Below are 21476 nucleotides of genomic sequence, written 5' to 3'. Positions count from 1 at the left end.
CACGGAGGCCGATTTTATTAACGGATCCCATTATAGTTATAGAATTGATATGAAAGATTGTTGCGACAGCGAAAATAAAGAGGTTTCAAAACCAAAAAGTGCCATAAAAGATGTTAAACCTTCATCTGTAAAAGGTAACCATACCCATGAAGATGACGATGATGGACATGATCACGATCATGGAAAATCTGAGGGACCCCAATGGAAACAACATCTAGGACTTTTGATTGGCCTATTTATACTAATTTGTGTGCTTGTTCTCGACTATGGATTTGGCATAAAACTTTCTAAATGGGTTTCTCTTGGAGTAAATAGTATCGCTTTCTTATTGGCGGGCTGGAATGTACTTGGTTTGGCCTTTCGTAAGGCTATAAGGGGCGATATTTTTAACGAGTTTGTGTTGATGAGTGTTGCTACTTTGGGTGCGTTCTATATTGGCGAATACTCTGAGGGCGTGGCTGTAATGGTGTTTTATTCAATCGGAGAATGGTTTCAGGATTCAGCTGTAGATCGGGCAACCGCCAGTATCAAGGCATTGCTGGATATCAGACCCGATGAGGTTACGGTTATCAGAGGCGGAAAAGCACAGGTAATCCCATCAGGTGACGTAAAATTGGAAGAAACCATTCAGGTAAAAGCTGGCGAAAAAGTGGCGCTTGATGGCGAACTTGTTTCTGACAAAGGTTCATTTAATACAGCCGCCCTCACTGGCGAAAGCCGCCCAGATAGTAAATATAAAGGCGAAGCGGTGCTTGCTGGAATGATTAACTTAAATACGGTTTCAGAGATTAAAATAACCGCGCTATTTAAAGATAGCAAGCTGAGCAAGATATTAGAAATGGTACAGGATGCTTCTGCGAGAAAATCACAGACCCAGCTTTTCATTTCAAAATTTGCGAAAATATATACACCCATAGTGTTCTTTCTTGCCTTAGCACTTGCACTGGTTCCCTACTTCGTGGTAGAAAATTATGTTTTCAATGATTGGTTATACCGGGCTCTAGTGTTTCTTGTAATAAGCTGCCCTTGCGCTCTCGTGGTGTCTATACCACTTGGCTATTTTGGTGGTATCGGACTTGCGTCTAAAAACGGAATTTTATTTAAAGGGGGTAATTTTCTAGATGTGATGACCAAGATCAACACCATTGTAATGGATAAAACCGGAACCCTAACCAAAGGTGTGTTTAAGGTGCAGAAAGTAATACCTGTTGGCTTTACCGAAAAGGAATTGGTTAGGTTGGTTGCCATCCTTGAGAAGAATTCAACCCATCCAGTTGGGCAGGCAATTATCGAGTATGCAGGAAAGGAGGCTGACGCTGATAAAGCAACTGCTGTGGAAGAAATCTCGGGACACGGATTAAGAGGAAAAGTGGGTGGTAAGGATGTGTTAGCAGGAAATCTGAAGCTACTGAAAAAATATAAAATTGAGTATCCCGCTGAGGTTGAAGAAATTGTAGACACTATTGTGGTGATAGCTGTAGATAATAAATATGCTGGCTACATTACCATTGCCGATGAGATTAAGGAAGATGCTGCTGAGGCAATTAAACAGATGCATGACCTAAATATTCGGACTGTAATGCTATCTGGCGATAAACAAACGGTTGTTGATAACGTAGCAAAGAAACTGGGTATAGACAGTGCTTTTGGAGACCTATTGCCAGAAGGAAAGGTCGAAAAAGTGGAGGCGCTGATTAAAGACGGAAGGCATATTGCTTTTGTTGGTGATGGTGTAAATGACGCACCTGTTATCGCACTCGCTGATGCGGGGATTGCAATGGGCGGGCTGGGCAGCGATGCGGCTATAGAAACAGCTGATATCGTAATCCAGAACGACCAGATTTTAAAAATCGTTTCAGCCCTTAAAATCGGAAAGCTTACACGTAATATCGTGTGGCAGAATATTATCCTGGCCATGGCAGTTAAGGTTGCCGTACTCTCTTTAGGTGCGTTCGGCGTAGCTAATCTTTGGGAAGCAGTGATTGCAGATGTCGGTGTTGCATTTTTAGCAATATTAAATGCGATAAGGATACAGAAGAAATCAATCTAATGTAGTGGTTAATAAAAGCGCAAAGGATCTACAGTAACCAATTAGCTTTTTTCTATGTTGGCTTGTTCCTTGCTCACCGCTAATTCGCGCTTTTTAGTTCGAGTATTCCTTGGCAGAAAAAAATCCGAGTGCATATACAGAATTAGTTAAAAGTTTCTTATTTTAGATTATCTCAAATAATTTAACCTTTAACGTTCTCATTATGAAACCTTTCTTGTATTGCTTAGGCCTATGTATCTTCTTTTTCGTTAATGAAGGCACAGCTCAGATTATTGATATCGATTACAACTTTAATCCCGAATTTTATCCCCAAAAGCCAACCACCCAAAAAGAAATTGGTACCGTACCTGAACGAAGTACCTCGAAAACACCACAATTACTAACGAGCGGCTTTGTTAACTACCTTAATAATGGCAACATTCAGGCTTCTGCAAATTTACTGCGCTTAAACATTGGCAATCCGAATAAATTTTATGTGCCTTTTTATATTTATACTGGGATTTCGGGTAATGGCTTAGGCGATGCCGATAGAGGGGCAACAAGCATCAACACTTTATTAAACCCGATAGGTGGTACGCTTAACCTATCATTTAATGGTTTGCAGCAAATTTTCCAACGCACAGGCTACACCAATTATAAGTTCACCTATCAACTTGGCGGCAGAATCAGCAGTGGTACAGACGCCTTGGCAAACAGCGATTTTACCTATTACAATACATTCGCCAATCTCGGACTTTTCTTTCAAACACAAGCTTGGAAAGAAGGATCAGCCGAAAATATGGGTATTTTCTTCGTGATGGCAAAGGCAATTGGTACCTATACTGAAAAAGGTAATTTTCAAAAGATATTTGGCAAACCAACTTTAGATAATCATTATTTGGTGGGCTTCTCAGTAGATGCTGGAATAGAAATCGACAAAGTAATCGATATGAAGATTGGTGTGTACAAATTTACAAACAGGCATATATCTCCTTTATTGAACAATCCAGTAGTTAGTTTTTCTTTGAACTATTCTTTTAACAAAAATCAACCTGCAAAAGCTAAATCCACAACCAAATAAGCAACAAATCCAAATTTAGTGATTAGGTTAATATGCTGTTGACATAGAAAATAGCATATAACCCACATCACGGCCAGGATAAGTAATAGGAGTTTGGAGGTTCTATTTTACCAATACAAATGCATTTTTATCATCGCCAACCCATTTGTATTTATGTAGGGTAGTTTCTTGTTGGCCATCTTTTGTTTTTTCGTTATGCGAAATATAAAACAATCCATCGCCCAATGGGCACAATCCTGTAGAGCCCCACTCAAAAGACCAGCCCCTAATACCCGATTTAGGATCTTTCGGACCGGCCTCTAGCAAAGAAAGAGTCTTTACCTTAATTTGATCGTTATCTGAGGTGATGTAGGCTTTTTCGGGTTTCTTTTTGCCATCAATTACAAATAGATCATAATTTGGAAATTGTGTTTTAGCTCCTTTATAAACCGCAGCAAATAAATTCCCTGTTGTGGGGTCATAGGCCATGTTCTGTACCCCGTATCGGCTATTGCCCGTTTTCACAAAATACTTTTCTAAAGGTTTTTTTGGTCCAGAATGATGCAGTTTGTCCTGTGATAGATTTTGCGCATATTTTGCCCAATCTGTAACATCGTATTTTAAAATAACTTGATTATCATTATCGTTTCTAGAAGTATCTCCATAAACACCGTAGGCTATGTAAAGAAACTTTTTACTAGAATTTGGGCTTCCTATCGACGGAGCAAAGGCTACTCCATCAATGCCAGAACAAGCAAACCTATGCTCAACTTTTTTATCTCCAACCTTTACGCTGGTAACATAATCATCTACAGCTTCTTTGATATATACGGTACGCAGCAAATCTTCTTTTTCTGCATTCATATTGGGGCGCACAATTCGCGATGGATCAAATATGGCGATGTAAAAACCATCTTCATTGTTGGTTTGAACCCCTAATTGTTTTTTTATCCCCTTGCCTATTGCATCATTTTTATATTCCAATGAACCATAGATCCTACCGTCATCTGCAAAATCCAAATCGCCCAAATGGCCAACAAAGCCGGTTACACTACCAATTAAATTTCCTTTTAGGTCCATTTTTATCAACTTATCCGTAAAAGAAAAATAAACAAATCCATTTACTTTATCTACCACTACCCCTTGAACATGCATCGGACCCTGTTTTCCCGAATAAATAGAGTTAGGCAGGTTTATAGTTTGCGCTTGGGCGCGAAGAACAAATCCTGAAATAATAAGGAGGGATATAATTAATTTTCTCATCTATCTATGGTTAAACTGAATTGGCAAATATGGAACTGTTTCAATAGAAAAGCAAATGTTTCAGATTTAATCCCTTTTTTTGTTTTTAATCTTTTCCGTCGCTGCCTAAAGATCGAGTATACGAATTGTTATCTCCCATTCAAGCTAAAATGATAGGAGATTAACGCTTTAAAAGACGGTTACTAATCTTATTTATTACTAATTCTTTATAATTTTTGCTTATAGGGAGAATAGTTGAACCAATCTTAACCTCCTTGGTGTCAATGCTGTCTATCTTTCTAATTGATACAATAAATGACTTATGGATCCTGATAAAGTCTTCACTGGGCAATGTTTCGAGCAAGCCTCCAAAAGTGAGGTAGGTTATAAATTTTTTATGTTCTGTATGTATGATCACATAGTTCGACATGCCTTCTATAAAAAGAATATCAGCTATTTCTACACGTTGGAATTTGAGATCACTCTTTACAAAAAAATAATTATCATTACTATTATATTCTAATTTTGAGGTTTGTTTTAATTCAAGCAATTCTTTAACCTTTATTGCCGCCTTCATAAAACGTTCGTACGAAACAGGTTTTAATAAATAATCAGATACATTCAGTTCAAAACCTTCCAATGCATACTCACTGTAAGCTGAAATGACGATAACTAATGGAGCATTATCTCCAAGAGATTTATAAAAATCCAGTCCATTCAACTTATGTAACTTAATGTCCAACAGCAATAGATCAATATTATCTTTATTTGGAAACTGAGAAAGTTTAACCGGGTTTGAATAAGAACCAATAAGCATTAGAAACTCTGTTTGCTCAACATATTTCTCCATTCCTTTTCTAGCAATGGGTTCATCATCAATAATAACCGTTCTGATACCTTTCATAAAATGATTTTTAGATATGCTTCATATATGCCGTTTGTATTTGCCATTTTAAGTTCATACTTGTTTATATACAACAATTCTAATCTTCTATTTAAATTTTTTAAACCAATGCCTCCTCTTTCATCCTTAGTTTCGTTATGAGAAAGTTTATCAACCGTGTTTGTTACTAGACATATTAATGTCTGGTTCTTCACGCTAACATTAATTGTTGCAATGTTAGGCTTGTCTGTAAATTGGGAAATATGTTTAAAGGAATTTTCGATTATTGGTAATAATAAAAATGGTGCGATGCTTGCATTTTCGGTTGATATATCAAAAACCGCTTCAATCTGATAGTCAGTATCGAAACGTTTTTTATGTAGTTCAATATATCCCTTAATAAATTCTATTTCTTTTGTAATCCCAACCTTTTCTCCATCAAACTCATAAAGTTGATAACGAAATATTTTCGCAAACTCTAACAAGGTATCTTTTGCCTGAGCTTTATCAAAATCAATCTGAAAGTAAATTGTATTTAAGATGTTAAAGAAAGAATGCGGGTTGATCTGATTTTTTAAAAACTCTAATTCTGTTTTTAGTTTTTCTTCGGATAATTTTCCAATTATTTGTTGACTACTGTACCAATCATTTGCCAATTTAAAGGTTGCTGCAGTTGAAGATAGAAAAAAAGTCAGTATATAACTCCCTGCTAAATCACGATAGTTTTTCCAAAAATTAGCTTTTTCTATTTTACTTAGGTAAGCATCCTGCATCCATAAATTTAATTGGAGCATAATGGTGGTAACTAAAAAAATTAATATCAGGTATGATGTTAAAAAGTTTAAATATTTTTTTTCGTAAACCAGCTTCGGTATTAAAAAAACGTTGGTGAGGACGGATACGACCCCAAAGCACATGAAATCTATGAAAGTGAAAAATGAATTAAATGACAGGTCATTAAAGGATTTCGAGTTAAATCCAAGCCAAAAAAGGTACATACTGGTCCAAAATAAAACAGTAGCACCCTTTTGATATGCACCTAATTTATCATCAACTATCCTTGTCGCCATTTTAATACTATGAGTGTTCAAATTAGCGAATTGCCACGAATTGGAATGACCTTTTTAAAAGTATACGCACTTAATAACTATGAATTCACATAAAAAACTCTTCAATTGGTGTAAAACATACTTTAATACAAAAATAACTAGCCATTTTAGACACTGATTTCTTTAGCGTACCCAATAAATTATTCAATTTTTAACAAAAATTATATGATGTATAATTCTAATCGCTTAAAATTAGTTCTTAAAATGTGCTTAATTCTAGCTGTGTTCAACTACTCCTCTTCTGCACAATCAAATAGCAAGAGCATTCAAATTAAAAAGATTCTATCCGCCTACCAAAAAGCTGGACAATTAAATGGTGCAGTATTGGTGGCAAAAGAGGGAAATATTCTATATGAGGGAGCTTTTGGCCTAGCAAATATGGAATGGCAAACTCCCTTAACAGTGAATTCAAAATTTCAAATTGCTTCGATAACAAAATCCTTCACTGCAATTTTGATTATGCAATTGGTAGAGAAAGGTAGGATCAATTTAAATGAATTCGCCTCCAAGTATGTTCCAAACTTACCTTCAGAAAACACCTCCAAGTTTACGATAGCTCAGTTATTGGAGCATTCGTCCGGCTTACAACGTGATATCGCGGATTTTCCTACTACAGGAAACAATTTTCCCGATGTAGTAGCAAAAATAAATGAGGAGTTCTATAATCTGGAAGAAATCAGTAAAATGATCGTTTCCAGAAAACTTGCCTTTGATCCGGGCTCAAGGTATGGTTACAGTAGTGATGGTTATACATTGCTTGGGTATATAGCGCAAGAAGTTACCGGCAAATCGTATGAGGAATTGCTTCAGAAGCAAATATTCGAACCTTTAGGAATGGTTCAAACCTTTTATAAAACTCCTTATGATATTATTAGCAGAAGAGCAGAAGGATATGTTTGGGATTTTGAAGGTTTAAAAAAGAGCAGGCAGTTGGCCATTGCACCATCTGGGGGGATACTTTCAACAGTAAGCGATTTATTGAAATGGGAACAGTCTTTTTATTCATCTAAACTACTTAACCAATCTTCGCGAAAAAGGATTTTTAAAGGCACTCCATTCATTGTTAGTTTTGGTTGGAAACATAGAAAAATGCCACTTGCACCAGGGGATACAGTGAATGTGCTAAGAACCGATGGAGCATTTCCCGGATATAATTCTCTAATCATTAGAGATACCCTATCAAAAACAACAGTGATAATCCTTGAAAACTTAAGGAAGGTGTCTTATAAACAAGAAGAAATTGCATTAAATATATTGAAGATATTGACTGGAAATAAAATTGAGATCCCAAAACCATCATTAGCTTTTGAACTATTTGATGAAAAAAAACTAACTACTGCGCAACATATCTTTGAAACAAGAAATGGGTATTATATTGATGAAATAGAAATCAATTCATTAGGATATCATTACTTAAAAAATGATCCGGCAAAAGCTATTATAATATTCGAATTAAATACCAAATTATTTCCAAATTCTGCAAATGCCTATGATAGTTTAGGAGAAGCTTATCTAAATAGTGGAAACAAGAGTAATGCCATAAAATGTTATGAAACCTGCTTAAAAATTGATCCTAAATGGGAAAATGCCAAGCTGATGTTGGAAAAATTAAGGTAAGCTTATCGCAAAACACTTATCGCCAAACGCTTATCGCTTATCGCTTAACCCCCATCGCCCTGCGCCAAACGCTCTCTGTCCCATGCCCCACGCCCAAAAAAAGCCCCCAGATTTCTCCGAGGGCCCAACGAGAGCATTGATAGGGATGGATCAATTTTTTTGGATTTATAATTTATAGAATAGCCAATAGATTGATGTTTTCTTTTTTTCTTCGGCAAAGCTCTTTTATCATTTCATTTTCTTTCATGCATACGGCCCAAGCGGGCCTGAGTTCGAATTGGGGCCCCGTACTAAATGTTTTGCGATCTCCTGCCCACGTTAGTCCGATTGATTCTCCTAAACGTGCTACCGTTGCATACAAAGGAGTGTTTGCTTTGTATGTATAGGTTCCATCTTCGCTTTCTTCATATATGCCAATGTTGAAATCTAGTCCGAAATCATGATTACAGCTGTTATCTTGTGGATCAGCTATTATTTTTCTCGCAGGGCGATGATCAATGGCATCGTCAGCAATAGTGGTCATTAATCGGATATGAATGCCTTCTTCTGCAGCCAACAGAATAAGCTCCTTTGCAAAAGGCACCACTTCTTTTGTCATGCTGCTTAAAATAATTTCATTATGGGGATCGCTACAATGTGCATTTTCTGTTCCATTATTTTCAACTACATGATTGTACAAGGCATCCCATGTTTTGGGCGATTCCCATCCATTTACCCTCGTATTAATTTTTTGTTGAATTGATTTAACCATTGATTGTATGTTTAAATCATATGGGATTGAGCCAAATAATTGATGATAAATAGCGATCCAAGTTTTAGAAGAGGCCACACCGTTTGCTTCAACTCCAACAACTTGTTGTATGGCTTTAATTTTGTCTGAACAGTCCATTGTTTTACAATTAGGGTTTTAATGCCAACACCTCCTAACCAAGACGGTGATGTTTAACAAGAGCTAATTGAGCACTTTTTTTATTCAGATTTTAGCGTGGTTTTGCCCGAAGAAAGAATCGGGTAATTTAACCCAGAGATCCAGGTAAAAATACGGGGTATGGGTTGGGAGTTTGGAGCTAAGAGTTTGGAGTGACCTTAATCCACAGTAATTTCGAGCAGGTTATGTTTCAGCGCATATAAAACCAATCCGGCTGTATTTCTGCTTGAGGTTTTGAGCAACAAATTATTGCGATGGCCTTCAACGGTACGGTGACTTAAAAATAACTTTTCGGCTATTTCCTGACTATTAAACTGTTTACAAATAAGCTGAAGCACTTCTTTTTCTCGGCCGGTTAAATTAACCTCATTATTTAGGGAAACCGGTTGGGCTTTTTTTATCAATCCTTTGCGCATAATTTCGAGCATCGGAAGGGTGAAATAAAAATCATTTTTAAACACTTCGCTGATGGCAATCTCTACCTCCTCTGGTTCAGCATTTTTAGCCAGATAACCATTTGCCCCTGCTTGGATAGTGGCCAGAATAAAATTATCGGCCTCATGGCTCGATAAAATAATTACCCGAATGGCCGAATACTGTTCTTTTAAAGTTTTTAGGGCCTCCAAACCATTCATCTCCGGCATCGAAAGGTCAAGCAAGATCACATGCGGTTTAGTGGCTGAAGAGGCACAACAGTCGAGGAGTTCTTTTCCATTTCCCGCTTCAAAAATAATCGACATGTTATCGAATGAATTAACAAGCGAAACCATTCCCTTTCTAAAGAGTTTTTGATCATCGGCAATGGCAATATTAATCATGAATAAAGTTTTTTGATGAGTTCAATGTATAAAAAAATGTTGTCAACCTTAGACATGATGCTGATTTTTTTTTAGATTTAAACAAAAAAATTAAAACCATGAAACCAATTAACGTTCCCAACATTCCCCTTCCTGCCGCAATAGAAAGGGTAACCCGTTTCAGACAAGAAATTATTCAGGAAATCCCAGGATTGCAAGCGCCAAGGGCTATTCTAATTCCGATTAATGACTTGATGGCAATTGTAGAAAAATATTCCTTTGTTGATGATAATGGAAACATTAGAAACACCTTAAAAGGAATACGTGCTTATTTTGCTATTAAAAGAGAAGAAGTTCCGAGTAGCGATAATGTAACCGCATTGATCGTAGCCGTTGACCTTAAAGGAAAAGACATTATCAATACAAATACAGACTTACTCGGGGAAGGTGATCCCTCTGAGATTTATGATTTCACAGTTCCTTGTCCGTCGGAATGTGATATAGAAAGTCCTTTATATGTGGGTCCTGAATGACACTAAAATTTATATATTATGGCATTATTGTTCCTTTAAGTATTCTATTTCCCATTTTTTTCGGAATATTAAATTGGAAAAAAGCTACACTAGGAGCTAGATTACTATTTATTTACTTAGTCATTTCCGGATTAATCAACTTATCTGGGATTATTTTAATTAAGCTTAAACATAATAACCTTCCACTATTACATTTATATACCATTGTAGAAGCAGTTTTCATTTTAAGCTATTTCAGAACCATATTTATAGATCCAATAGTAAAAAAAGCACTGCTGATCTCAACAGTGCTTTTTCCTATCTTATGTATTTTAAACTTCGTTTTTCTACAAAGCATCTATACTTTTAATACACATACAAGACCTTTAGAAGCCATCTTGATTACCTTTTTTTGCTTTTTATACCTTTACAAAAGCGAGTTTACAGAGAGTTGGCTCGAAAAATCTACAAATTGGTTTATTGCTGGAATATTAATTTATTTTCCAGCAGCTTGTATTATCTTCATTTTATCAAATTACCTCGTTTTTGTACAAGTAAACAAAGCCATGCTCTCACTGGTGTGGGTGGTGCATAGCACACTGGTTTTGATTATGTATTTATTATGGACAAAGGGTTTTAGTTTATTAAAAAATGAGCGATAACATATACCTACTTGTTTTTTACAGCATATTTGCCATTTTTTTATTGGTTACCTTTTTTCTGGTGCTCTACATCAGGAACCAAAATATGATCTGGAAACAACGGAGGTTATTCCAGGAAACCGAGATCGCCCAGCAAAAAGAATTACTTAATGCTGTAATCGAATCGCAGGAAATAGAACGAAAACGCATAGGGGAAGACCTGCATGATGAAATCGGCGGGACATTATCTGCCATAAAATTGATGCTTGGTTCGCTAAAAAAGCAAAACGAAACTGTTCAAGAGGTTATCGTTCCAGCAAAAGACCTTATCGACCAACTGATTTTGAATGTAAGAAGCGTTGCACATGATCTCTCCCCTCCCGGTTTAGCCATGTTCGGCCTTTTCCACGCTCTTGATAATTTTACAACATTGATAAGTGCTACCGGAGAAATTGAAATTATGTTGGCCCAAGGCGTGGGAGTTGCGGAAAAAAAATTACCTGAAAAAGAAGAATTGGCCCTGTTTAGAATAATCACGCAGTTAATTGCCAATACGTTAAAACATGCTGAAGCTACCAAAATTGAGGTTTTCTTTAAAATTACGGATGATCAATTAGAAATAGGCTACTTTGATAACGGAAAAGGATTTGACCAAACTATCCTTAAAGAAAGAAAAGGAATGGGTATGCAAAATATCACGAGTAGATTGCAAATGATAAATGCAACTTATAAAATAGAAACAAGCTTAAACAAGGGATTTAGGATGGATATTAGTGTGAAGTTAATTGGCTAATACCTCACGACTTTCCATATCAAAACTATTTCCCGGTTTTAAGATCAACCACCACCTTTCACCGTGTTTCTGGTTATCATAAATGGTTACTATACCTTTTCCAAAAATATGGAATTTGGATCCTTCAAAAACTAAACTGATATCATCATCCAAACCAATACCCAACAGATTTGGGAATCTGTCCAATACATTAACTAACTCGGTCTCTCTCTTTGCAGAGGTGAGATGTGGATTGATAGCGGTATTTTTCAAGTAACCAAAACCCGTATCGTGACCTTCGGCCATGAGAAGGGGTTTATCCGACCTGCCCCTTACAATGTAGGAACCTTGGATAATTGCTCCTGCAGAATTACCAGCAATGGTGCCACCTTTGATTAAAATGTTATCCAAGTATTTTTGGAATAATGTACCTAAAAATGCGTCGGCGTATCTACCTGCATTTCCGGGACCGAGCCAAACCGCATTTGCATCTTTAAGTGATTTTAGGTATGATGGCGAGTTTGCATTTTCTTTGGTTCTCGTATCTAGAACCGTAACTCTTTCTACTCCAAACGTCTTGGCCAGCTCCATTTCAAATTGATTTCTTTTTAAAATTGTACTATCGGTTTCTTGCAATGGAATATCATAAATAAATCCATTTTCTAATCTGATACTAGTTGATGCAGACGCTACAAATACAAAGTTTGCTTTAGTACCACCCGCAAATTCAACAAATTTAGCGATTGCTTCTTTGGGAAAATTAACTCCCCCACATAGGATTAAATGGCCCTTATATTTAGGGTCAAATCTACTTTGTGAAAAACTAGTTAACTCTAGAAACACTAATAAACAAAGTGATAGGAAAGATTTTTTAGACATGGTGCTAATCGTTCAATTAAGTTGTTAATGTTAAATTAAGAAACTCGTTACAAAAAGACATCTTTATTCAACAAATGTTGCATGTATATAGCGCAATGAAAACCTAAAGTCATTCAAACTATCTGTAATCTTGGCAAATAAGTTGCTTTTAAGCACACTATACCATAAATTTATAAAATCATAACTCTATCATTCTATGAAATTTGCAAGTACATTTTTAATTGCTTTGTTCTTTAGTATAAGCGCCTACACCCAACAACAGCAGTCGAGACCGAATATCATTTTTATCCTTACCGATGATCATAGAGCGGATGCTTTGGGAGTAGCTGGGAATAAGATTATTCAGACCCCAAATCTAGATCAACTTGCAAATAAAGGCAAATACTATAGAAATGCGTATGTTACTACCTCTATTTGTTGCGTAAGCAGAGCAAGTTTATTAACTGGGCAGTACGAATCCCGTCATCAGATCAACGATTTTAAAACAGATTTTAGTCCTCAAGCCCTCCAACAGACTTATCCCATTCTATTAAAAAAAGAAGGCTACAAAATAGGTTTTATAGGTAAATATGGGGTTGGCCTAAATCATCCTGTGGCAGAGTTCGACTATTGGTCGTGCTCAAAAAAAGAACAGCCGCCCTATACTTTCTTAGACAAACAGGGCAAACAAGTTCATAATACCGATAGTGTTGCCCATGATATTGAACTATTCCTTAATAAATTTGCCGGGAAAGCACCTTTTTGTTTGTCGGTTGGGTTTAAGGCCCCTCATGAATTGGATGGAAAACCACCCCAGTTTCCAACTCAAGAAAGATTTAACAGCTTATACCAAAACGTAACTATCCCTACTCCCGAAACAGCAAACCCTAAATATTGGAACTCTTTTCCTGATTTTTTTAGAACAGACCAGAATGTTGCTCGTGAAAGATGGATTCCCTTATTTTCTACCCCAGAACTCTATCAAAACACGGTTAAAAATTATTATCGGTTAATTACAGGAGTAGATGAAGCTGTAGGTAAAATGGTGGCCCAATTAAAGAAGTTGGGTATAGAAAAAAATACGATTATCATTTTTATGGGCGATAATGGCTTTTATCTTGGCGAGCATGGCCTAGAAGGAAAATGGTACGGTCACGAAGAATCGATTCGGGTTCCATTAATCGTATATGATCCACGCTTGCCCGCTGATAAAACCGGAAAGAAGATCGATGATATGGTGCTAAATATTGATATTGCTCCTACCATCCTTTCGTACGCAAATGCGGCAGTCCCTAAGACCATGCAGGGGAAAAGGCTAACTGACCCAACGGTTAGAAATGAATTTTTCTACGAACATACGTATGGTAAAAGTCCAAAAATCCCGAATGTTGAAGGAATTGTAACCAAAGATTTCAAGTACATGAAATTTATAGAGCACAATTACGAGGAGCTTTATAATATCAAAACAGATCCTAAAGAGAAGGTTAACCTGGCCAAAGACAAAAAATATGCGGCTAAATTAGCGGAGCTGAGAAAAGAATATGCGGCGCAGAAAAAAGCCGTAAAATGAACCACATAGGAACATAGAAGACATAGATTAGATTCATATTTCTATCCGCTGAAGGAGATATATGTGTACTATGTTTCTATGTGGTTAAAAATAGATAGAACTAAGGCTGAGAAAAGAGGATGCGGTGCAGAAAAAGGCCCTAAAATGAACCACATAGGAAAATAGAAGACATAGATTACATTCATATTTCTATCCGCTGAAGGAGATATATGTGTACTATGTTTCTATGTGGTTAAAAATAGATAGAACTAATGCTGAGAAAAGAGGATGCGGTGCAGAAAAAAGCCGTAAAATGAACCACATAGGAACATAGAAGACATAGATTAGATTCATATTTCAATCCGCTGAAGGAGATATATGTGTACTATGTTTCTATGTGGTTAAAAATAGATAGAACATAGAATATGGCATAGAATGAGGGAATTTCTCTTATATGCCCTTATATTTCTTATATGGTAAATTAACTCTGTTTCTATGTGGTTAAATGCAGCTAAAGTTCAGTATTTGAATATTCTTCTTCTAGCTTTAGTTTCTTATCCACTAAAAAAGGCGCATAGGGAAATAGCGATGCCAAGAAGATCAATAATGCTTTACCAAAAGTCCATTTCCTTTCTTGCCAAGCAAATATTAAGCACACTGCATATAAAATAAAGAGTAGACCGTGAACCCATCCCATGTACTTCACCGCTAAGGGTATATCCAACCAATATTTTAATGGCATTCCCACAACCAATAACAAAATGTAGGAAATACCTTCTGCTACTGCTACTTTTCTGAATATATGTAATGATGTCATAATTATTGATGTAAAATGGAATATGGAATATGGAATGTGTGTCTAAGCCCAACCATCTTCCATCTTACCTCTTCCATCTTACATTTTCTTAAGGCTTTCGTTTATCCTAGTTAAATATTTATTTCGATAATACAGGTCTTTAATCGATTTTAAGAGACTTTCTTGATCTGCGGCACTACTTGTATCATAACTAGCAGTTAATGCTTGTAGCTCGTCTATTAAGGATTTTTCTATTTGAGAAACTTCTTTACCTAGGGTAAGGAGTTTTTCTTCATCCTTATCAAACTCCAATTCCATTAAAGCTTCGTTAACATCCATCATCTCCATTAAGAAATCTTGGGGTAACGTATAGTTTTCGCCTTCCACTAGTTGTTCTTTTAACATAAGGATGTAGTGCAATCTTTTTTGGGGATCTTTTAAAACCTGGAATGCTTTATTGTTGAGAGTAGAAAGTTCTAAAACTTCTTCTTGTTTTTCTTCACTTTCGTTGATGTAAAAATCAGGATGATACTTTTTGCTCAGCTCGTAAAATTTTTGCTTTATCAAGTTTTGGTCCGGACTAAAGCTGATGGGCAAATCGTAAAGTTCGAAATAATTCATTTAAACGTAATTAATCTTATTAACGATTTTTGAGAGTTATATCCCGAATAGTTTTAAAATATCGCTACCAAAAGCGAAGACCATCAAACTCAATAAGATTACAAAACCTGCAATTTGTGCTCGTTCCATAAATTTATCGCTCAATGGCTTACCCTTAATCATTTCTATAATTAAGAAAACCACGTGTCCCCCATCTAAAGCAGGGATAGGCAATAAATTCATAAATGCTAAGGCAATAGAAATTAATCCAGTTAAGCCCCAGAATTTCTCCCATTCAAAAGTAGAGCCATAAGCTTGCGAAATTCCGATAGGGCTACTGATATTACGCGCATCTACTTTGCCAGTAATTATTTTCCAAATCCCTAATCCATTATCCTTAAAAGATGACCAAGCTTTAGTCGTTCCCACACCAAATGATTCGAAAAATGCATAATTCACATGTTGTTCGGGAAGTTCAACAGCGCTAAAGAAAATACCTAGGGTTCCATCTGGAGACACCTTTGGTAATAGCGTAAGGATTTGACCTTTACGATTTACATCTACAACAATTACTTTTTTCGACGATTTTGAGAGCTCGGTAGTAAATTCATCTCTAAAATGAATGGGTTTACCATTTACCGAGATCACCTTATCTCCAACTTTAAAGCCGGCATCAAAAGCGGGCGTTGGTAGTTTTTCCTCTTTTTTACCAAATAACCGCTTAATCCATGCAAAAATTCCTGTCTTAGGCTTATTAATTGTTGAGTCTTGTATAGATTCGATTTGCTTTAGAACAATACGTGGTGTTACAAAGTCTTTAATTCCATTCTTAGTGATGCTATTTAATATCGATTCTGGAACCTTAATATCGATTGCTTTCCCATCTCTAGAAATTGTTAATTTTGGACTACTTAACAGTACTTTTGCAGTAACCAGCTCTTCAAATTTGATAATCTTTTGACCATTAATAGCTAAAATCCTATCCCCTGTTTTTATCCCGATTTCTTTACCAACCTTGCCTGGACTTACGCCATTCACCAATTTATCATTAGGTGTATAGTTGTCTCCATAAACAAAAGTGAGCATCCAAAAAATAACTATACCCACAATAATGTTAACGATAATACCACCTAACATTACGATTAAGCGCTGCCAAGCTGGTTTAGCCCTAAATTCCCAAGGTTGTGGGGGTAAGGCCATTTGTTCGGTATCCATAGATTCGTCTATCATACCCGAGATTTTCACGTAGCCACCTAAGGGCAACCATCCTACTCCATATTCTGTATCTCCAACTTTGAAACTAAAAAGTTTAAATCCCCAAGCATCAAAGAAAAGATAAAATTTTTCAACTTTTATTCCGAAAGCACGTGCTGCTAAAAAGTGTCCTAACTCATGTAAAATAACCAGTATCGATAATCCCAGCAAAAGCTGGCCCGCCATAATCAGTCCGTTCATATAGTATGTAGTCTATTAATTCTTTTAGATGTTATAAAATTTGTTTTGTTACTTTTTCGTGTGCAAATATACGTGTATGCTTGTCGGTTTCTAAATAATTATTTAGCGTAGGTTGTGCAATAAATGGAATCATCTCCATACACTCCTCAATTACATCACTCATCTCCATGAAACCAATCCGGTCCTTTAAAAAAGCGTCAACTACTATTTCATTTGCTGCGTTAATTATACAGGGCATATTACCTCCTTTTTGCATTGCTTTAAAGGCAAGATCAAGGTTGCGGAAAGTACTTGTATCAGCTTTGGCAAATGTTAGTTCGGGATAGTTTAAAAAATTAAATCTTTCGAAATTGCTTTTTATGCGCTGCGGATAAGCTAATGCATAATGTATCGGCAGTTTCATATCAGGCAGTCCCATTTGTGCCTTGATAGACCCGTCTGTAAATTGTACCATAGAGTGGATGATAGATTGTGGATGCACAACCACGTCAATCTGATCACTTTCTAATCCGAAAAGCCATTTCGCTTCAATTGCTTCTAGGCCCTTATTCATTAACGATGCAGAATCTATCGTGATTTTAGCTCCCATCACCCAGTTGGGATGTTTTAAGGCTTCATTTTTGGTAACCTTTGCTAAAAATGAGTTGTCCTTACCGCGAAATGGTCCTCCAGATGCAGTTAAAAAGATTTTTTCAATTGCATTTTCTTCTTCGCCTACCAAACATTGGAAGATAGCTGAATGCTCAGAATCAACGGGGATAATTTTTACACCGTTTACCTTGGCCAATTGCATCACCAATTCGCCCGCCACCACTAATGTTTCTTTATTGGCAAGGCCGATGTCTTTTTTAGCTTCAATAGCCGCGATAGTGGGCTTTAAACCAACCGAACCCATAATTGCCGTCAGTACAAATTGTGTTTGCGGCAATTGCACCGCAGCAATCAAAGCCTCTTCACCACATAAAACATGGATGCCTGGAAGGGCCTGCTTTACTTTTTGATAATGATCTTCACAGGTAATTATTACCAATTCTGGCTTAAACTCCAAAGCCTGCGCAATTAAAAGCGCTGCATTATTCTGGGCTGTTAAAACATCAATTTTATATAAATTGGGATTAGCCCGCACCACTTCTAGAGCTTGCGTACCAATTGATCCTGTTGAGCCAAGTATGGAGATGTGTTTCAATATATAATTTGTTAATGGGCTAATTAGCTAATTAGCTAATAATGTATTTTTGAAGCCTTTCGGCTATCTTCCTATCATTACTCAATCGTGGTACTTTATTTTGCCCGCCTAATTTGCCTTCGGCTTTCATGTAATTTACAAAAGCATCTTTTTGGAGTGGACGAATAATTAATTGCTGCAATATCTTTCCTTCAATAAGGTCAAAATAGTAAATATTCTTTTGTTGTAAGGCTAAATCTACTTTTTTACTAAAATCTGTTAAATTGTTTGGTGCCTTTACAAACTCCACAAACCATTCGTGATAGGGAAGCTCGTTTTGTTGCGGATTAACTTGGGGAGCTACTGTAAACTCAGTAATCTCAACTCCTTCGGCATTTGCCACACTTAACATCGCCTGCTCTACCTCCTCACCTATAACATGCTCGCCAAATGCAGAAATAAAATGTTTGATGCGGCCTGTTACGAAAATCTTATAGGGGTTTTTAGAAACAAATTTAACTGTATCTCCAATGCTATATCCCCACAAACCGGCGTTCGTATTTAAAATTAAGGCATAATTTTTATCCAATTCTACTTCGGCCAAGCTTAAACGTGTGGGGTTATCGTTATAGTATTCGTCTGCCGGAATAAACTCGTAAAAGATCCCTGCTTTAACCAAGAGTAATAAACTTTTATCAGATTGAGAATCCTGGTAGGCAATAAATCCTTCAGATGCTGGATAGGTTTCGACGGCATCGATCTTTTTACCTATGCTGGCCTCAATTTTAGCTCTGTAAGGTTCGTAATTTACCCCGCCATATACGAATAGACTAAAATTCTTGAAAATTTCCTTGATTTTTTTCCCATTCGCTTTTTCGCTCAACTTATCAAAATACATTTGAACCCAAGGTGGGATACCCGAAATAAGGGTCATATCTTCAGTTAGTGTTTCCTCAACAATGGCATCTACTTTTTCTTCCCAATCTTCGATACAGTTGGTTTGGTAAGAGGGTAATCTATTTTTTTGGAGATAAGCGGGTACAAGATGGGCCACAATTCCCGATAGGCGACCTACATTTATCCCATTCTTTTTGGTCAACACTGGGCTACCTTGCAAAAAAATCATCTTTCCATTTACAAAATCGCTATTTCCTGTTTCATGAATATAGGTTAAAAGCGCATTTCGAGCAGCCTTAATATGTTCGGGCATCGATTCTTTAGAGATGGGGATGTATTTTACCCCAGAGGTAGTGCCCGATGTTTTGGCAAAATACTGGGGCTTTCCTTTCCATAACACATCCTCCTCTCCTGCTACAACACGATCTATATAAGGTCTTAATCCTTCGTAATCGCGAATAGGAACGTTTGCCTTAAAATCTTCATAATTTTTTATGGATGTGAAATGGTGGTCCTTTCCAAATGCGGTTGCCCTAGCTTCTTTTAAAAGCGATTGAAAAACATTCTCTTGTGCTTTTAATGGTTGCTTTTTCCATTTGTTAATCCCACTTATTACCCAAGCCGCAAAGGGTTTACTTAAAGCTGATTTTAGACCCATACCAATTAGCTAATAAAAAGAATGTGATAATTTGATGATGAGGTTAAACTATATTATGGATAATATCGGGGTGCTCTTCTCCTTTATAATCATTCATGATTTTACGATAGGCAACAGCAAAGAATGCCGTTGAAAAAGGTACGATTACAAACGAACTAAAGATGACAACAATTAATGATACATATTGGTTGATATCATAATCAAATAAATAATTAACCAATCTGAAACACATCAGTACCACAATATAGAAGAATGCAAAAACTGCTGCCTGTACCAGTACTAATCCCGCTAGAATAAATAAAAGTTTTACAAAATTGCCTTTAGTAGTAGCTAGGCTTAATTTTATCGATTCGAAGGGTGGGGAATGCTTATCAATTATAAAAAACGGAAAGAAAATAATTCTGATAAAGATAAAAAAGATGCTGAGCATAGCTATAGCCACGGCTATATTCACTATTAATTTTCCGGCTTCCGTAAAATTATTGATCAGGCCCTGACTAACAGCTAGATTTAACAGCCAATCCAATAGATAAAGGATCGGCATTAAAAAAATGGCGATCACAAATATGCTTATCCCAAAATATACGGTACCTACTAAAAATCGGGTTACCTCTACCCTGGTAGGCAAAGTTTCTATAATCTTTACTTCTTCAAGTTCGTGGTCTAATAAATGAAAAATATATTTAATCAAACACAGCTCAACAATACAGTAACTGATGATAAAAGTAATAAGCATAATTACCCTAATACCAATATTAAGCTCCTCCATAAAAAAGGCCATAAATGTTGATGTCGAAGCGGTTATGAATATGAGAAAGCACAAGGTTGCAATTGAAAAATAATTATCACGTGTTACTTTCCATGCCTGCACAATTACGTCTTTCATAGCGAAAGTACTCTCCTTCAAATAGTTGATCATGATCGCTTAAATATTATTCTTTTAATAAAATCTTGTATAAAACCCAAACCGTATGCTGTTAATTGAATAAATGAGGCTATAACACTCAAAAATGCAATTTTTATTGATTTGTTAACCTGCCATGCATGAAAAAATATCAACACAAAGAAACTCAGGAAAATAAAGTTACAAATATACGCCAAAGGCGGATAAAACACATTACATAAGAGCATAAAGCCCAGACCTAGAGTAAATAGTGCCGGAAAAAAATGTACAGCCTTTAGCTGGGAGGGAAAATGTGTGTAAATATTGATACGTGCTCTACCAAAAAAATGCAACTGTTTATAGAATTGAGAAAAACTGGTGCGTCTTTTATGGTAAACTTTAGCGTCTGGAATCAGTCCTATTTTAAACCCATTTTCGTGGATTCGAATACTATATTCAATATCTTCTCCCAATCGGGTTAAAATAAAACCGCCTACTTTTTCCCAAACTTCGCGAGATACACCCATATTAAAGCTCCGAGGATGGAACTGGCCAATGTGTTTTTTATTGCCACGAATGCCACCAGTTGTAAAAGGAGAAGTCATGGCATAGCTGATTGCCTTTTGCACCGGACTAAATGATTCATGCGCTGCATCAGGCCCTCCATACGCATCCAACTCGTGCTCAAAAAGATAATCTTTTACTATTTCGAGATAATCTGATGGGATTAAACAATCTGAATCAAAGATCACGAAGTAATCGCCTTTGGCATGTTCGAAACCAAAATTCCTAGAAAAACCTTGACCAGAATTAGGCTTAAAAAAATAGCTTACATCTAGCTTATTTGCGTATGAAGCTACAATTGATTTAGCATCATTTACAGAACCATCCTCTATTACCAAAACCTCAAACTGGGTATAAGTTTGTTTGGTTAGGGAATGCAAAAGCTCATCAATTTCTTGCGGGCGATTGTAGAGTGGGATAATGATGGAGAAAAACATGGTATGAGATGTAAAATGGTAGAT

Annotated in this window: 20 protein-coding genes; 7 read left to right on the top strand and 13 right to left on the bottom strand. The window is 36.4% G+C overall.

The genetic code is table 11. The features are described from left to right. Positions 1-49: 49 nt before the first annotated feature. A complete protein-coding gene (locus tag AC6H0V_RS02315) occupies positions 50-2050 on the top strand; it encodes a heavy metal translocating P-type ATPase (RefSeq protein ID WP_497562098.1) in 2001 nt (666 codons plus the stop codon). A 202-nt stretch (positions 2051-2252) separates the two neighbouring features. Further along, positions 2253-3110 carry a hypothetical protein gene (locus AC6H0V_RS02310; protein WP_497562097.1) on the top strand — a complete coding sequence of 286 codons (858 nt, stop codon included), beginning with the start codon at positions 2253-2255 and terminating at the stop codon, positions 3108-3110. A 102-nt stretch (positions 3111-3212) separates the two neighbouring features. Here AC6H0V_RS02310 and AC6H0V_RS02305 read toward each other — a convergent pair whose 3' ends face one another. The 3 genes from AC6H0V_RS02305 to AC6H0V_RS02295 form a co-directional block, all read right to left on the bottom strand. Then, a complete protein-coding gene (locus tag AC6H0V_RS02305) occupies positions 3213-4352 on the bottom strand; it encodes a hypothetical protein (protein WP_497562096.1) in 1140 nt (379 codons plus the stop codon). 160 nt (positions 4353-4512) lie between these two features. Further along, entirely contained in the window at positions 4513-5235 is a 723-nt protein-coding gene (locus tag AC6H0V_RS02300) for a LytR/AlgR family response regulator transcription factor (protein ID WP_497562095.1), read from the bottom strand. Next, complete coding sequence (locus tag AC6H0V_RS02295) at positions 5232-6008, bottom strand: sensor histidine kinase (protein WP_497562094.1); 777 nt, start codon at positions 6006-6008, stop codon at positions 5232-5234. The genes AC6H0V_RS02300 and AC6H0V_RS02295 overlap by 4 nt, the downstream gene beginning before the upstream one ends. Positions 6009-6488: 480 nt before the next feature. Between AC6H0V_RS02295 and AC6H0V_RS02290 the strand changes: the two genes are divergently transcribed. After that, positions 6489-7940, top strand: a complete 1452-nt coding sequence (locus tag AC6H0V_RS02290; RefSeq protein ID WP_497562093.1) for a serine hydrolase — start codon at positions 6489-6491, stop codon at positions 7938-7940. A 172-nt stretch (positions 7941-8112) separates the two neighbouring features. Here the strand turns inward: AC6H0V_RS02290 and AC6H0V_RS02285 are convergent, their stop codons facing one another. Both AC6H0V_RS02285 and AC6H0V_RS02280 read right to left on the bottom strand, forming a co-directional pair. Further along, positions 8113-8829 carry a M15 family metallopeptidase domain-containing protein gene (locus tag AC6H0V_RS02285; protein WP_497562092.1) on the bottom strand — a complete coding sequence of 239 codons (717 nt, stop codon included), beginning with the start codon at positions 8827-8829 and terminating at the stop codon, positions 8113-8115. A 197-nt stretch (positions 8830-9026) separates the two neighbouring features. Continuing rightward, a complete protein-coding gene (locus AC6H0V_RS02280) occupies positions 9027-9686 on the bottom strand; it encodes a response regulator (protein WP_497562091.1) in 660 nt (219 codons plus the stop codon). A 98-nt stretch (positions 9687-9784) separates the two neighbouring features. Between AC6H0V_RS02280 and AC6H0V_RS02275 the strand changes: the two genes are divergently transcribed. Genes AC6H0V_RS02275 through AC6H0V_RS02265 form a run of 3 tightly spaced genes read left to right on the top strand, consistent with a single transcriptional unit; the run spans position 9785 to position 11611 of the window. Further along, on the top strand, positions 9785-10198 hold the full coding sequence (locus tag AC6H0V_RS02275) for a hypothetical protein (RefSeq protein WP_497562090.1): 414 nt from the start codon (positions 9785-9787) through the stop codon (positions 10196-10198). After that, the gene (locus tag AC6H0V_RS02270; RefSeq protein ID WP_497562089.1) at positions 10195-10839 is read left to right on the top strand and encodes a hypothetical protein; all 645 of its coding nucleotides are present in this window, start codon (positions 10195-10197) and stop codon (positions 10837-10839) included. The genes AC6H0V_RS02275 and AC6H0V_RS02270 overlap by 4 nt, the downstream gene beginning before the upstream one ends. Next, positions 10829-11611 carry a sensor histidine kinase gene (locus tag AC6H0V_RS02265; RefSeq protein ID WP_497562088.1) on the top strand — a complete coding sequence of 261 codons (783 nt, stop codon included), beginning with the start codon at positions 10829-10831 and terminating at the stop codon, positions 11609-11611. Before AC6H0V_RS02270 ends, AC6H0V_RS02265 begins: the two co-directional genes overlap by 11 nt. Here AC6H0V_RS02265 and AC6H0V_RS02260 read toward each other — a convergent pair. After that, positions 11600-12469, bottom strand: coding sequence for a cyanophycinase (locus tag AC6H0V_RS02260; RefSeq protein ID WP_497562087.1), 870 nt, complete (start codon positions 12467-12469; stop codon positions 11600-11602). The two genes, AC6H0V_RS02265 and AC6H0V_RS02260, sit on opposite strands and share 12 nt — an antisense overlap. Before the next feature lie 196 nt (positions 12470-12665). Here AC6H0V_RS02260 and AC6H0V_RS02255 point away from each other — a divergent pair, with 196 nt between their 5' ends. Next, positions 12666-14018: a sulfatase family protein gene (locus tag AC6H0V_RS02255; RefSeq protein WP_497562086.1), complete on the top strand. Its 1353-nt coding sequence runs from the start codon at positions 12666-12668 to the stop codon at positions 14016-14018. Between the two features lie 490 nt (positions 14019-14508). Here the strand turns inward: AC6H0V_RS02255 and AC6H0V_RS02250 are convergent, their stop codons facing one another. The 7 genes from AC6H0V_RS02250 to AC6H0V_RS02220 all read right to left on the bottom strand — a co-directional run bounded on the left by AC6H0V_RS02250 (position 14509) and on the right by AC6H0V_RS02220 (position 21452). Further along, positions 14509-14814 carry a DUF3817 domain-containing protein gene (locus AC6H0V_RS02250; RefSeq protein WP_497562085.1) on the bottom strand — a complete coding sequence of 102 codons (306 nt, stop codon included), beginning with the start codon at positions 14812-14814 and terminating at the stop codon, positions 14509-14511. A gap of 78 nt (positions 14815-14892) precedes the next feature. After that, entirely contained in the window at positions 14893-15414 is a 522-nt protein-coding gene (hscB, locus tag AC6H0V_RS02245; RefSeq protein WP_497562084.1) for a Fe-S protein assembly co-chaperone HscB, read from the bottom strand. A 36-nt stretch (positions 15415-15450) separates the two neighbouring features. Continuing rightward, the gene (gene rseP, locus AC6H0V_RS02240; RefSeq protein ID WP_497562083.1) at positions 15451-16848 is read right to left on the bottom strand and encodes an RIP metalloprotease RseP; all 1398 of its coding nucleotides are present in this window, start codon (positions 16846-16848) and stop codon (positions 15451-15453) included. Between the two features lie 31 nt (positions 16849-16879). Continuing rightward, positions 16880-18034: a 1-deoxy-D-xylulose-5-phosphate reductoisomerase gene (locus AC6H0V_RS02235; protein WP_497562082.1), complete on the bottom strand. Its 1155-nt coding sequence runs from the start codon at positions 18032-18034 to the stop codon at positions 16880-16882. 31 nt (positions 18035-18065) lie between these two features. Then, positions 18066-19568, bottom strand: coding sequence for a GH3 auxin-responsive promoter family protein (locus tag AC6H0V_RS02230; RefSeq protein WP_497562081.1), 1503 nt, complete (start codon positions 19566-19568; stop codon positions 18066-18068). Positions 19569-19611: 43 nt separating this feature from the next. Then, positions 19612-20487 (bottom strand): glycerophosphoryl diester phosphodiesterase membrane domain-containing protein, encoded by an 876-nt coding sequence (locus tag AC6H0V_RS02225; protein WP_497562080.1) that lies wholly within the window; start codon positions 20485-20487, stop codon positions 19612-19614. After that, a complete protein-coding gene (locus AC6H0V_RS02220; RefSeq protein ID WP_497562079.1) occupies positions 20484-21452 on the bottom strand; it encodes a glycosyltransferase family 2 protein in 969 nt (322 codons plus the stop codon). The genes AC6H0V_RS02225 and AC6H0V_RS02220 overlap by 4 nt, the downstream gene beginning before the upstream one ends. Between the last annotated feature and the right edge of the window lie 24 nt (positions 21453-21476).

This window comes from Pedobacter sp. NO84 (genome assembly GCF_059703915.1).
This window is presented reverse-complemented; position numbering and strand designations above follow the sequence as displayed.